The organism is Streptomyces sp. NPDC004134 (assembly GCF_042874195.1).
Classification (GTDB): domain Bacteria; phylum Actinomycetota; class Actinomycetes; order Streptomycetales; family Streptomycetaceae; genus Streptomyces.
Genome location: NZ_JBIAMS010000026.1, coordinates 25,989 through 39,403 on the forward strand (window position 1 = coordinate 25,989; position 13,415 = coordinate 39,403).

Here is a 13,415-nt window from a genome sequence, read left to right on the forward strand (position 1 = left end):
TCTGGCCGAAAGTATGCGTTATTTCGCCGGTGAAATGTTTTCCCGGCCAGGGTTGAAATTGCACCGTTCCCCCAATGCCCGGTAAAGATAGTTTCCCGATGCAACCAAGTGGTCGGAATGCGGTTCCCGCCGGACCCGGAAAAGAGGCACGCTGCGACCGATCGGAGTTGTGGTGCGCCGGCCGCCTCCGCGTTTCCGGCGTACCCGTCGCCCGGAAGGGGTGCCACGTGGTGCGGAGCCGGACGAGAGCCAGGGCGGAGCGCGCGGCCGACGCCGCTGCGGAACGCCTGCTGCGAGCTGGGCAGTTACTGCGCAGATCGGCCGAGACGCCGGACGGCCGCGCCGTCTTCCGCGCCGACCAGGACGTCAACGACGCGCCGTACCGCGACCGTTGGGCACACGACAAAGTCGTCCGCTCGACTCACGGCGTCAACTGCACGGGCTCTTGTTCATGGCAGGTGTACGTCAAAGACGGGCTTATCACCTGGGAGACCCAGGCGACCGACTATCCGTCCACGGGACCCGACCGGCCGGATTACGAGCCGCGCGGCTGCCCCCGCGGCGCGTCATTCTCGTGGTACACGTACTCGCCCACGCGCGTGCGTTATCCGTACGCGCGCGGAGTTCTCGTCCAGATGTACCGCGACGCCAAACGCCGCCTCGGCGACCCGGTCACCGCCTGGGCCGAGATCACCGGCGACCCCGAGCGGCGGCGCCACTACCAGAGCGCCCGCGGCAAGGGCGGCCTGGTGCGCATCGGCTGGGAGGAGGCGCTGGAGATCGCCGCCGCCGCGCACGTGCACACCCTGCGGGCGTACGGCCCCGACCGGATCGCCGGCTTCTCCCCGATCCCCGCCATGTCGATGGCCTCGCACGCCGTCGGCGCCCGCTTCCACGCGCTCATCGGCGCCCCCATGCTGTCCTTCTACGACTGGTACGCCGACCTGCCCATCGCCTCCCCGCAGGTCTTCGGCGACCAGACCGACGTGCCCGAGTCCGGCGACTGGTGGGACGCCGCCTACCTGATGCTCTGGGGCTCCAACGTCCCGGTCACCCGCACCCCCGACGCCCACTGGATGGCCGAGGCCCGCTACCGCGGCCAGAAGGTCGTCGTCGTCTCGCCCGACTACGCCGACGCCACCAAGTTCGCCGACGAGTGGCTGCACCCGCACCCCGGCACGGACGGCGCGCTGGCCATGGCGATGGGGCACGTGATCCTCAAGGAGTGCTTCGTCGACAGTCAGGTGCCCTACTTCACCGGCTACGTCAAGCAGTTCACCGACCTGCCGTTCCTCGTCGAGCTGGAGGAGACCGGCGACGGCACGTACACCCCGGGCCGGTTCGTCACCGCCGCCGACGCCGGGATCGCCGCCGGGGACCCCGCCGCCCGCCACCGCCCCGTCCTCCTCGACGCCGCCACCGGCCGCGTCGTCGCGCCGCCCGGCACGCTCGGCGACCGCTGGTCCAAGCCGGGGGAGGGGCGCTGGCACCTCGACCTCGGCGAGACGGACCCGCAGCTCACGCTCTACGCCGGGCAGGGCGGCCGCACCGCCGCCGTCGTCCTCGGCCGGTTCGACGAGCCGGGCGCCACCGTGCGCCGCGCCGTCCCCGTCCGGGAGGTCGGCGGGCGCCGGGTGACGACCGTCTTCGACCTGCTGCTCGCGCGCTACGGCGTCCGGCGCCCCGGCCTCGGCGGCCGGTGGCCCGCCTCGTACGACGACGCCGGCGTGCCCTGCACCCCCGCCTGGCAGGAGGCGATCACCTCCGTGCCCGCCCGGGCCGCCGTCCGCGCCGCCCGCGAGTGGGCCCGTACCGCCGAGCAGACCCGCGGCCGCTGCATGATCGTGATGGGCGCGGGCACCAACCACTGGTTCCACTCCGACACGATCTACCGCGCCTTCCTGTCCCTGCTCCTGCTCACGGGCTGCCAGGGCGTCAACGGCGGCGGCTGGGCGCACTACGTCGGCCAGGAGAAGGTCCGCCCGTACGGCGGCTGGCAGCAGCTCGCCACCGCCGCCGACTGGGTCCGCCCGTCGCGGCAGATGGCCGGCACCCCGTACTGGTACCTGCACACCGGCCAGTGGCGCTACGACCGCGCCCCCGCCGACGCGCTGTCCTCGCCCACCGCCCGCGGCACGTTCGCCGGCCGGCACACCGCCGACCTCGTCGCCGAGTCCGCCCGCCGCGGCTGGATGCCCGCCGCACCCGCCTTCTCCGCCAACCCCCTCGACCTCGGCCGCCGCGTGCACGACGCCGGCGCGGAACCCGCCGCCTGGGTGGCGGAGGAACTGCGCGCCGGCAGGCTCTCGTTCGCCGTCGACGATCCCGACGACCCCGCCAACTGGCCGCGGGTGCTGACCGTCTGGCGCGCCAACCTCATCGGCTCCTCCGCCAAGGGCAACGAGTTCTTCCTGCGCCACCTCCTGGGCGCCGACGACAGCGCCACCGCCGCCGAGACCCCGCCCGAGCACCGCCCGCGCGACGTCACCTGGCGCGCCGAGTCGCCCCGCGGCAAGCTCGACCTGCTCCTCGCCCTCGACTTCCGCATGACCTCCACCACCCTCTTCGCCGACCTCGTGCTGCCCGCCGCCACCTGGTACGAGAAGCACGACCTGTCCAGCACGGACATGCACCCCTACGTGCACGCCTTCTCGCCCGCCATCAGCCCGCCCTGGCAGGCACGCACCGACTTCGAGATCTTCCACGGTCTCGCCGCCGAGGTGAGCAGGCTCGCGCACGGGCGGCTGGAGGCCGCGTACGACCTGGTGGCCACCCCGCTCCAGCACGACACCCCGGGCGAGGTCCCCGCCGACGGGCCCACCACCCCCGCGTACACCCTCGTCCACCGCGACTACACCGCGCTCGCCGACCGGCTCGCCGCCCTCGGGCCGCTGCCGGAGCAGGACGGCATGCAGGTCAAGGGCGTCACCGTGCACGCGGGCCCGGAGGCCGCGTGGCTCGCCGAGCGCTGCGGCACCGCCGCCACCGGGGCGGCCCGCGGGCGGCCACTGCTCGACACCGACGTCAAGTTCTGCGAGGGCATCCTCGCCCTGTCCGGCACCGACGCGCCACTGGTCTTCCAGTTGCACACCCTGTTCGGCATGGCGCTCTTCGCGCTCTGGCCGTTCAGCCGCCTCGTGCACGCCTTCACCGCGCCGCTGGGCTACCTCAACCGCCCGTATGTCGTCTACCGTTCGCGCGCCCCGCGCGGCGGCACGGTCCAGCCGCCGGAGCCGCGGCCCCTCCCCGCCCCGCGCGCCCGCGCCCGAGCCCGCGCGCTGCGGCGTTGACCGGGGCGGCGGCCCGGATCCGCGCGCGCACCGCGGGGCTGGCGCCGGGCTGCTTCGCCCCGGTCATGGCCACCGGCATCGTCTCCCGCGCCCTGGACGCGGCCGGCGCCCACCGCCCCGCCGTGCTCCTGCTGGCGGTGGCCGCGGCCGCGTTCGTACCCCTGCTCGCGGGGACGGTGCTGCGGGCCGTCCACCACCGCGACCGCCTCGCCGCCGATCTCGCCCACCCCGCCCGCGCGTTCGGCGCCTTCACCCTCACCGCGGCGGCCGGCGTCCTCGCCACCCGCCTCGCCGACGAGGGTGCCCGGCCCGTGGCCCTCGCCCTGCTGGCGGTCGCCGCGCCGGGCTGGGCGCTCGCCGCCGCCGGCGTGCTGCGCATGCTCCGCCGCCGAGGCCGCGCCGCGCTCGCGCGTACCGACGGCACCTGGTTCCTGGCGACCGTGGGACTCCAGTCGCTGACGCTGACCGTCACCGCCACCCTCCGCGGCCCGGCCGCGGCCGGGCTCGCGTGCGCGCTCTGGCTCACCGGGCTCGTCCTGTACGGGCTCACGCTGGCCGCCGTCGCGCACCGCCTGCGCCACCACCCGCCGGGCGCGGCTGGCCTCGGCCCGGCGTACTGGATCACCATGGGCGCCGTCGCCATCTCGCTGCTCGCCGGTGCCCGACTCCAGTACCGCGTCGGCCTGTTGCGCCACGACCCCGGCCACGTCCTGCTCCCCGCGCTGTGGCTCTGGGCAACCGCGCTGATCCCCGTACTCCTCGCCGCGGGCGCCTGGCGCCACCTCCACCGCCGGCAGCCGCTGCGCTACGAGCCGGCGCTGTGGTGCATCGTCTTCCCGGCCGGCATGTACGCCACCGCCACCAGCGCGCTCGATCCCCTCCCGCACCCCCTCACCCGCGCCGCCACCGCCTGCGCCCTGGCCGCCTGGACGGGGGTCACCGCGCTGCTGCTGCACCACCGCGCCACGGCTCCCGCACGGCTGGCGGTACGCCCCTAGGCCCGGGTCAGGGCGCGCGGAGCAGGCCGTCGAGGACGCGGCCGAAGACCCGGCGCGCGGTCCACGCCACCACCGGATCCAGCGCCCGCGGCAGACCCCGCACGCCCAGTTCCTCCCGCCACACCACCCGTGCCGCCCCCGCGTCGCCGGTGCCCGCCCGGGGCCCGTACACCTCGATCTCGGCCCAACCGAGCACCACCCGCCCCCGCTTGACGAGCCGGCACCGCCCCACCGCCCGCCCGGCACCCGGCGGGGACCACTCGACGACCTCCATCGGATCGTCGAAGCCCACCCGGCCAACGCCGGTGCGTGCCGTGAACCGCGCCCCGACGCCCTCCGCGGGTGCGGACACCCCGACGACGCGGGTCAGCGGCACCCGCCCGCCGTGGGCCGGCCAGTCCGTCAGCCGCTCCCAGACCGCCACCGCGGGCGCCCGCACCGTACGCTCCACCTCGAACAGGGCCATGCCCCAAGGCTAGGCCGCCGCCGGATAACCTGCCGGAGGCCGGAGGCCGGAGCGGCACGGGCCGCCGCGGGCCGGAGAGGCGGGGTGCGGGTGGCGGACGCGGTACGCCGGGTGGTGCTCGTCGCGTACGACGACGCGCAGATACTCGACATCGCCTGCCCAAGCGGCGCCCTGGACGCCGCGAACCGGTTCGGCGCGGCGCCCCCGTACGGCATCGGGCTCGCCACCGCCACCGGACGCGGCGTGCTCAGCTCCGCCGGCATCGGCCTCGGCGGCGGGCAGCGCCTCGCCGACGTGCCGGCGCGGCCCGACACCCTCATGGTCGTCGGCGGCATCGGGCACGAGCGGGCCGCCGTGGACGGGGAACTGGTCCGGCAGGTACGCAGGCTCGCCACCGGCGCCCGCCGGGTCGCGGCGGTGTGCACCGGGGTGTTCGTGCTGGCCGCCGCGGGGCTCGTGGACCAGCGCCGGGTGACCACCCACTGGCGCTACGGCGCCGAACTCGCCGCCCGCCACCCGGCCGTCGCCGTCGACCCGGCCCCGCTCTACGTACGTGACGGGCACGTCTACACCTCCGCCGGGGTGACCAGCGCGCTGGACCTGACGCTCGCGCTCGTCGAGGACGACCACGGCCCCACCCTCGCGCGCGCCGTCGCCCGCGAGCTGGTGACGTACCTGCACCGCCCCGCCGACCAGGCGCAGATCAGCATGTTCCTCGCCGCCCCGCCCGGCGGCGACCGCCTCGTCCGCGACCTCCTCGGGTACGTCTCGGCACACCTCGCCGACGACCTCGGACCGGGCGCGCTCGCCGCCCGCGCGGGCGTCAGCACCCGCCACCTCACCCGGCTGTTCGCCCGGCACCTCGGCACCACCCCGGCGCGCGCGGTGCGCGCCGCCCGTACCGAGGGCGCCGCCCACCTCGTCCGCTCCAGCGGGCTGACGCTCGCCGCCATCGCGCGTCGCTGCGGGTTCCGTTCCGCCGAGACGCTGCGGCAGGCGTTCCTTGAGCACTACGGGGCCACGGGGGACACGATTCGCAGGATGCCGGACATGCCGCGGGCCCGCTCCCTGCCCGACCGGCAGACTCCCCGAGCATGACGAACAGCCACACGGAGACCGACAGGAAGACCACGCGCAGGGCCGCCCTCGGCGGCGCGATGGCGCTCGCGGCGGCGGGCCTGGCGGCCGGACTCCCGGCCGGAACGGCCCACGCCGCCGGCACGAAGGGGACCACCGCCGGACGGAGCGGCCCGCGGATCGGGGTCATGCTCTACGACGGCTTCAGCCTGCTCGACCCGACGGGCCCGGTCGAGGTGCTGTCCCGGCTGCCCGGCGCGGACGTCACGATGATCGCCGAGCGCCGCGGCCCCGTCCGCACCGACACGGGCCACACCGCGGTCGTCGCCGACCGGTCGTTCGCCGAGACCGGCGAGCTGGACGTGGTCCTCGTACCGGGCGCCGGCAACTGCGGCACCATCGCCGCCATGGAGAACCCGGCCATCCTGGACTTCCTGCGCCGGGCCCACCGCCGCACCCGCTTCACCACCTCGGTGTGCACCGGCTCCCTCGTCCTCGGCGCCGCCGGCCTGCTCGGCACCCGCGCCACCACCTACTGGGCGTCGAAGGAGTACCTGGAGGCGACCTTCGGCGTCACCTACGTGCCCGAACGCTACGTCCGCGACGGCAAGGTGATCACCGCCGCGGGCGTCTCCGCGGGCATCGACATGTCGGTCTACCTGGCTGCCCTGCTCACCGACGAGCTGACGGCGCGCGCGGTCCAGCTCGCCGTCGAGTACGACCCGCAGCCCCCGTACGACTCGGGCAACGCGGCCGAGGCGAGCCCGGAGCTGAAGGAGCTGGCGCTGCGCCTGCTCGCGGACTCGCAGACGTAGAGACCTAGCGGGAGGCGAGGCCGGTCTCGTGCGCGTAGATGACGGCTTGCGTACGGTCGCGCAGGCCCAGCTTCGCGAGGACCGCCGTCACATGGGTCTTCACGGTCGACCTGCCGATGCCGAGGACGGCGGCGATCTCCGGGTTGCTCAGCCCCTTCGCCACCTGCCGCAGCACCTCGGCCTCCCGTTCCGTCAGCGCGTCCAGCCGGTCGTCCCGCGCCGCGCGCGGGACGACCGCGCCGGACACGAAGGCGTCGATCAGCCCGCGCACGACCGCGGGCGCCAGCAGCGCTTCGCCGGCCGCGACGGTGCGGATGGCGTCCAGAAGGTCCTGCGGGTAGCAGTCCTTGAGCAGGAAGCCGGACGCGCCCGCGCGCAGCGCCTCGAAGACGTAGTCGTCCCGCCGGAACGTGGTCAGGATCAGCACCCGCGCCGGCGGGGCGAGCGCGGTGAGCTCCCGGGTGGCGGCCAGGCCGTCCATGCCCGGCATCCGGATGTCCATCAGCACCACGTCGGGCGCGGTCGTACGGGCCAGCCGCAGCGCCTCCGCGCCGTCGCCGGCCTCGCCGGCGACCGTCAGGTCCTGCTCGGCGCCGATGACCGCCGCGAAGCCGGCCCGTACCACCGCCTGGTCGTCCACCACCAGCACCCGCACGCTCATCCCCGCACCTCCGCCACCCGGCCCGCGGGCGTGCTCGCGCCGGCGGCGTCCATCATGTCCAGCAACTCGCGCAGCGCCGCCAGCGCCCGCCGCGCCTCGGCGGTGACCTCGGCCAGCGCGGCGGCATGCCCGACGCGGCCCGCGAGTCCCGATTCGGCCCCGCGGACGAGCCGCGCCGTGCGCTCGGCCACGGCACCCTGCAGCCCGGCCGCGACGCGTCGCCGCTCCGCGGCCACCGCCTTGCCGACGCGGGCCGCCACCGCGTCCAGCGTCCGCCGCTCCCACCGGCCGCCCTCGCCGCGGCGGGCCCGGGCCAGCAAGCCGAGCGCCCACACGGGCAGCAGCCACGGCGCGGCGGCGAGGCCCAGCGCCGCCATGAGCACGACCGCGCCGCTGCCGGCCGGTTCCGCGGGGTCAGCGGCGAGGGCCAGCCCGAGCACGGTCCCCGCCGCGGCGCCGAGCGCGAAGGGCGCGGGCCACGAGCGGTGCGGCGGGTGCCGGGCGGCGACGGCATAGAGGGCGATCAGCTCGCCGGCCGCGGCGACGGTCAGGGGCGCCAGGGCCGCGGGGACCGGCAGTCCGGCCGCCGACGCCGCCGACCAGCCGAGCGCGACGGCCACCATGGCGCCCAGCGCCCGCCCGGGCGCCCGGCGCAGCCACAGCAGCGGGGCGGCGTGCAGCACCAGCAGCAGCGCGACCCCGGCCGCGGGGCTCGCGGCGAGCGGCACGAGGGCACAGCCGGCGAACGCGGCCGGCGCCGCCGCGCGGACCGGGCGGGCCCGGTCGCGGTCGCGTTCGCGGACAGGAAGGACGGCACGTACGCACCAGTCACCGCCACCGCCACTCGTAAGCGGGTCGCCGGTCATGCGGATCATGGGACGCCGGCTGCTCGCCGAACGCCTCGCAGGCTGCGCGTCGTTCGCCGTACGACCTCCACGGCCGCCGCCCCCGGGCGCCGCCTCCCGACCGCCCGGCCCCGCCGTCAGGCGACCGCCCGCCGCCTCGACCCGCCGCCGCATCCCCGCGAGACCGCGCCCGCCGGAGCGCACCGCCGCAGCCCGGTCACCCCCCGTCGCGCGCCTGTTGGCCACGGTGAGGACCAACTCCTCCGCCCCGTAATGCAGTCGTACGGTCACGGCGGCGCCCGCCGCGTGCCGGATCGCGTTCGTCAGCGACTCCTGCGCCACCCCGTACGCGGCCGCCCCGACCCCCCCCGGCAGCGCCGTGGCCCGGCCCGTCACCGCCAGCGTCACCGGGAAACCCAGGTCCGCGAGCCTGCCGCAGAGGGCGGCGAGCCGCCGGTCGAGCGGGCCGTCGTCCGCCTCGTCTGCCGCGGCATCCACCAGCCGCGCCAGCGTCGCCAGGGCCACCCGGCCCGTGGCCGCCGCCCCCGCCAGCGCCTCGCCCGCCAGCTCCGGGCGGCTGTCGACCAGCCGCAGCGCGGCGGCACTCTGCACCGCGACCGCACTCAGATGATGCCCGGCCGCGTCGTGCAACTCGCGCGTCAGCCGCTCCCGTTCCGCGGCGGCGGCGGCGTCCCGCTCCCGCGCCACCCCGGCCAGCCGCACCGCGACCCGCGCCCGCCGCGCCACCCGGTGCCACCGCAGCCGCCCGCACAGCACGATCAGCAGATGCGCCGCCGCCCCGGCCAGCAGCTCGTCGAGCAGCGCCCACGCCGACGAAGCACCCGCCACCGGCGCTCCCACGACCGCCGTCGCCACCGCCGCACCGGCCGACATCCCCCGTACGCCGCCGTGCACGGCCAGCGAGAACAGGGCCACCCACACCGCCAGCGGCAGCGCCGGCGCCACCGCCGCCTCCGGGCCCAGCGCCTCCGCGCCGCCGTCGAGCAGCAGCACCGCGGCCAGCACCACCGCGGGCGCCCGCCGCCGCCACACCAGCGCGCCCGCCGCCGCGACCACCGCCGACAGCCCGCACACCGCCGCCCAGCCGGCCTCCGCACCACCGGAAGCCCACACCGCGAACACGACCGCCTGCCCGCCCGCCAGCACCGCCGGTACCGCGACGTCCGCGGCAACCGGCCACGTCCGGCCCCCCGTCCGCTCCATCCCGCCAGCGTAGAGCCGCCCGCCAGGACACCGTCTCCCCCCGGAGGCGGAGACGGCCCCCGCCGGCTGACCGACCCCGGTGCGTACCCGGGCACGACGCGCCCGCCCCCGTTGCCGCGTTCTGCTGGCCGTATGACGGACGACGACCAGAGGCCCGCAGCCGCGGCGCACCACGACCAGGCCCGCCACGGCGCGGCCGAGCCCGACCGCCGCACCCTCGTACGCGGCGGTCTCGCCGTGACCGCCGCCCTCGCGGGCGGCTCGGTGCTCGCGGCCGGCGGCGGCCTCGCCCGCGCGCGGGAATCCGCCCCGGAGGCAGACGTGATCACCGTTCCCGGCGAGCGCCCGCTGCGCACCAACATCCCCGTCGCCCGCGACCCCAGGGCCGCCGGCGGCGCCTACCTCGCCCTCGCCACCGCCGAACCCCCGCCCGCGCACGGCTGGTTCGCCACCTACGCCGTCGACGTCCCCGCCGCCGGCGTCCACCGGCTGACGGCCGTCGCCACCGCCCCGGTCGAGCAGCCGCACGCCGCGGAGCCGGGGTCGTACGCCGACCTCACCGCGGGCGACGCCCCGCGCAGGACGCTCGCCGGCGCCCAGCCGCACTGGTACGAATCCCCGCCCGCCTGGGGCGACCTGGCCCGCCTCACGCTCGGTGACGTCGAGCTGCGCCGCGGCCGCAACCTCATCACCTTCACCGTCGACCAGCCCACCGTCCTGGAGGACTTCACCGGATACCGCTTCCTCCTCGACGAGTTCACCCTCACGCCCACCGGCCTCGCCCTGTGCACCGTCCACCTCGGCGACCCGGCCGCCGGCCTCGGCCTCTGGCGCGGCGACGGCCCCGCGGAACTGCACTTCGGCCTCGGTGGCAGGGCACGCCAGGCACGTACGGTCACGTACACGCTCCTCGACTACCACTCAGCCACCGTCACTTCCGGCACCGCGACCGTCCCCGCCGGCGCCGCGAGCGCCACCGCACCGCTGCCCCCGGACCTGCCGCCCGGCAACTACCGCGTCCGGGCGGCCCTGGACACCGCCCCCGCCGACACCGTCACCGGCCACTTCGCCCGGCTGCCCGAGCGGCGGCCCGCCGCAGGGCGGGCAAGCCGCTTCGGCGTCAACGTCGCGACCTTCGCGCTCGTGCCGCCCGCCCGGCTCGACGCCTTCGCCGCCGGGATGCGGGAGATGGGCGCCGGCTGGGTACGCGACGGCAGCTCCTGGCCCGCGGCCCAGCGCGCGCCGCGCGGCCCGTACGACAGCGGCCTCTACGGCCGTACGGTGCGCGCCTTCCACCGCCACGGCCTCCAGGTGCTGGAGGTCGTCTCCCCGCCGCCCGCCTGGGCGATGACCGGGACCTCCGTCCCGCTGCCCGCCGACCTGCGCGACGCCTACCGCTACGCCGCCCACCTCGCCGGCCGCGGCAACGCCACGGTGGCCGACGCCCTGCACCTGTCCAACGAGCCCGACGTCGACGACACCGCCAGTACCGGCGACCAGCACGCGGCGTACGTCAAAGCCGCCGCCCTCGGCATCGCCGGCCGCCCGCACCGGCCACCGGTGGTCCTCCCCGGCATCGCCACCGCCGGGCCGTTCCAGGACCTCATGCTGCAGAACGACGTCGCCCGCTACGCCGACGCCTGGAGCTTCCACGGCTACCCGGTGCCCGGCGAGGACCCCGAGTTCCCCGCCGCGGCCGAGGAACAGCGGGCGCTGCGCGACACCTACGGGCCAGGGCTGCCGCTGTGGATGACGGAGTGCGGCGCGATGCTGCCGGCGGAACCCGGCCGCGACCTCACCCACGAACGGCAGCTCGTCCAGGCCCGCTACCTCGTGCTGTCCACCGTGGAGAGCCTTGCCGAGGGCACCGCGCGGCACTTCTGGTTCTGCGCCCCGCCCTGCACCGACGACGGCGTCTCCTTCGCGCTGCTCGACCGGGAGTTCCAGCCGTGGCCCTCGTACAGCGCGTACGCGGCCCTGACCTCGCTGCTCGGCGCGGCGGACTACGTCCGCACGCTCACCGAACTGCTGCCCGCGGCAGCCGGTTTCGTCTTCCGCGACGGGCCGCGGACCGTCACCGTCGTGTACGCACCGGGCCCGGGGCCCGCCGACGTGCCGGTGCCCGCCGGTGCGGACGGACGGGCCGAGCGCTACGACATCATGGGCGCCCACCGCGGCACCCACGTCCGCTCCGCCGCCGGTACGGTCCGGGTCCCGGCGGCGCCCGACCCGTACTACCTGGTGAGCCAGACCCCGGAGGCCGCCGCCGCGCCGGGTCCGGCGGTCGTCCGCAACCGCCGGGCACCGCTGTCGGCAGCCGAACACATCGTGCTCGGCCAGCGGTTCGCCGCCGCCAACGCCGCGCCGGGCAAGGCGGACGGGGACGCCCCGCCGCCGCTGGGCTACCGGCTGACCGCCACCACCCGCATGTCGGTCGACGTCTACAACTTCGGCGACGCGATCCGGACCGTCGCGGTCACCGGCCGCGCCTTCGGCGGCTGGTCCGTCGCGCCCGCGGGCACGGCGGAGGTGACGGTCGGGCCGATGGGCCGCGAGAGCGTGGAGTTCACCGTCACGGCGGGCCCCGGGGTACGGCGTGGCGTCGACTACCCGCTGGCCTTCGAGGCCGCCCTCGCGGCCGGCCCGGACCCGCTGCCGGTGCCGCCGTCCGTCTCCCGCATCCAGTACGCGACCCGCCGCCGCCCGGGCCGTGCGGTCCCCCTGGCGCCGCGCGTCGACCGGCTCTCCCCGAAGGACGGCGCGACGGCCGCGGGACCCGGGGTCCGGCTGCGCGCCCGGGTCACCGACCGCCTGTCGGGCGTCGGTGCGGACGGTACCGAGGTCGAGGTCGACGGCCGCCCGGTGCCGCACCGCTTCGACCCGGCCACCGGCCGGCTCACGGCGTCGCTGGTACTGCGGCCGGGGCGGCACACGGTACGTATCCGCGCGCGGAACGCGGCGCACGCGGCGGCGCTGGCCACGACGACGTTCACGGTCCGCGAGGGCGCCTGACCGGGGCGCCGGCCGGGGGAGCGGGGGAGGGGACGGCGCCGGTGCCGCGGCGGCCGTCCCCCGATCCGGTCGCGGCACGCGGACACGTCCGAAACCTTCAAGACCGCCGCCCGCGCCGCTGCCATCGTGGGCGTATGACCGCAGACCTCGCCGCCGCCGCCTCCTTCATGGCCACCCACGCGCGCCTCCTCGACCGCCGCCGCTTCGAGTTGCTGGTGGGCGGGACGGAACCCGCCGCCGTGCTCGCCGCCGTCGACGGCTACCGCAACCCCGACGGCGGCTACGGCTGGGGTCTGGAGCCGGACCTGCGGGCGCCGGAGAGCCAGCCCGGCGGCGCGCTGCACGCCTTCGAGGCGTTCGTCGACGCCGCCCCGGCCACCACCCCGCACGCGGCGCGGCTCTGCGACTGGCTGCTGTCCGTCACGCTGCCCGACGGCGGGCTGCCCTTCGCGCTGCCCGTGGCCGACCCGGCCGGCTGCGCGCCGTTCTGGACGCAGGCCGACCCGGCGGCCTCCGCGCTGCAGAGCACCGCGTTCGCCGCCGGCACCGCGCTGCGGCTGGCCGCGCACGACGCCGCCGTCGCCGCCCACCCCTGGCTGGAGCGGGCCACGAGCTACTGCCTTGCCGCCATCGAGAACATCGGCGACGAGCCGCACGCCATCGAGCTGTCCTTCGCCATCCGCTTCCTCGACGCCGCCGCCGACACCCGCCCGCAGGCCACCGCCCTGCTGGAACGGCTGCGCCCGCTCATCCCCGGCGACGGGGTGCTGCCCGTCGCGGGCGGCTCGGAGGGCGAGGCGATCCGGCCGCTCGACGTCGCGCCCGAGCCCGGTCGCCCGGCGCGCACGCTGTACGCCCCCGAGGTGGTCGCCGCCGAACTGCTGCGGCTGGCCGCGGGGCAGCAGGAAGACGGCGGCTGGCTGGTCGACTTCGGCTCGTTCTCGCCCGCCGCCGCGCTGGAGTGGCGCGGCTACCGTACGGTCGGCGCGGTGGCGGTGCTGAAGCAGAACTCCCTGCTCTGAGCCGC

Annotated in this window: 8 protein-coding genes and 2 pseudogenes; 7 read left to right on the forward strand and 3 right to left on the reverse strand. The window is 76.9% G+C overall.

Annotated elements, in window-relative coordinates:
- Nucleotides 1-230: 230 nt before the first annotated feature.
- The 3 genes and pseudogenes from ACFYVJ_RS27520 to ACFYVJ_RS27530 form a co-directional block, all read left to right on the forward strand.
- A pseudogene (locus ACFYVJ_RS27520) lies at nt 231-3,062 on the forward strand (nitrate reductase subunit alpha); the annotation flags it as partial.
- 3 nt (nt 3,063-3,065) lie between these two features.
- Nucleotides 3,066-3,290, forward strand: a pseudogene (locus ACFYVJ_RS27525) (respiratory nitrate reductase subunit gamma); the annotation flags it as partial.
- Nucleotides 3,287-4,288: a tellurite resistance/C4-dicarboxylate transporter family protein gene (locus tag ACFYVJ_RS27530; protein ID WP_388896768.1), complete on the forward strand. Its 1,002-nt coding sequence runs from the start codon at nt 3,287-3,289 to the stop codon at nt 4,286-4,288. The pseudogene ACFYVJ_RS27525 and the gene ACFYVJ_RS27530, both read left to right, overlap by 4 nt.
- Nucleotides 4,289-4,295: 7 nt before the next feature.
- Here ACFYVJ_RS27530 and ACFYVJ_RS27535 read toward each other — a convergent pair whose 3' ends face one another.
- Nucleotides 4,296-4,754 (reverse strand): SRPBCC family protein, encoded by a 459-nt coding sequence (locus ACFYVJ_RS27535; RefSeq protein WP_388896770.1) that lies wholly within the window; start codon nt 4,752-4,754, stop codon nt 4,296-4,298.
- Between the two features lie 84 nt (nt 4,755-4,838).
- Here ACFYVJ_RS27535 and ACFYVJ_RS27540 point away from each other — a divergent pair, with 84 nt between their 5' ends.
- Both ACFYVJ_RS27540 and ACFYVJ_RS27545 read left to right on the forward strand, forming a co-directional pair.
- Nucleotides 4,839-5,852 (forward strand): GlxA family transcriptional regulator, encoded by a 1,014-nt coding sequence (locus tag ACFYVJ_RS27540; RefSeq protein ID WP_388896772.1) that lies wholly within the window; start codon nt 4,839-4,841, stop codon nt 5,850-5,852.
- Nucleotides 5,849-6,646, forward strand: coding sequence for a DJ-1/PfpI family protein (locus ACFYVJ_RS27545; RefSeq protein WP_388896774.1), 798 nt, complete (start codon nt 5,849-5,851; stop codon nt 6,644-6,646). Before ACFYVJ_RS27540 ends, ACFYVJ_RS27545 begins: the two co-directional genes overlap by 4 nt.
- 4 nt (nt 6,647-6,650) lie before the next feature.
- Here the strand turns inward: ACFYVJ_RS27545 and ACFYVJ_RS27550 are convergent, their stop codons facing one another.
- Entirely contained in the window at nt 6,651-7,307 is a 657-nt protein-coding gene (locus ACFYVJ_RS27550; RefSeq protein ID WP_388896776.1) for a response regulator, read from the reverse strand.
- Nucleotides 7,304-9,376, reverse strand: a complete 2,073-nt coding sequence (locus ACFYVJ_RS27555) for a histidine kinase (RefSeq protein WP_388896778.1) — start codon at nt 9,374-9,376, stop codon at nt 7,304-7,306. The genes ACFYVJ_RS27550 and ACFYVJ_RS27555 overlap by 4 nt, the downstream gene beginning before the upstream one ends.
- Before the next feature lie 132 nt (nt 9,377-9,508).
- On the opposite strand from ACFYVJ_RS27555, the gene ACFYVJ_RS27560 reads away from it, so the two are divergent.
- Both ACFYVJ_RS27560 and ACFYVJ_RS27565 read left to right on the forward strand, forming a co-directional pair.
- Nucleotides 9,509-12,388 (forward strand): hypothetical protein, encoded by a 2,880-nt coding sequence (locus ACFYVJ_RS27560; protein WP_388896780.1) that lies wholly within the window; start codon nt 9,509-9,511, stop codon nt 12,386-12,388.
- Nucleotides 12,389-12,522: 134 nt separating this feature from the next.
- Entirely contained in the window at nt 12,523-13,410 is an 888-nt protein-coding gene (locus ACFYVJ_RS27565; protein WP_388896782.1) for a hypothetical protein, read from the forward strand.
- The last annotated feature ends 5 nt before the right edge of the window (nt 13,411-13,415 follow it).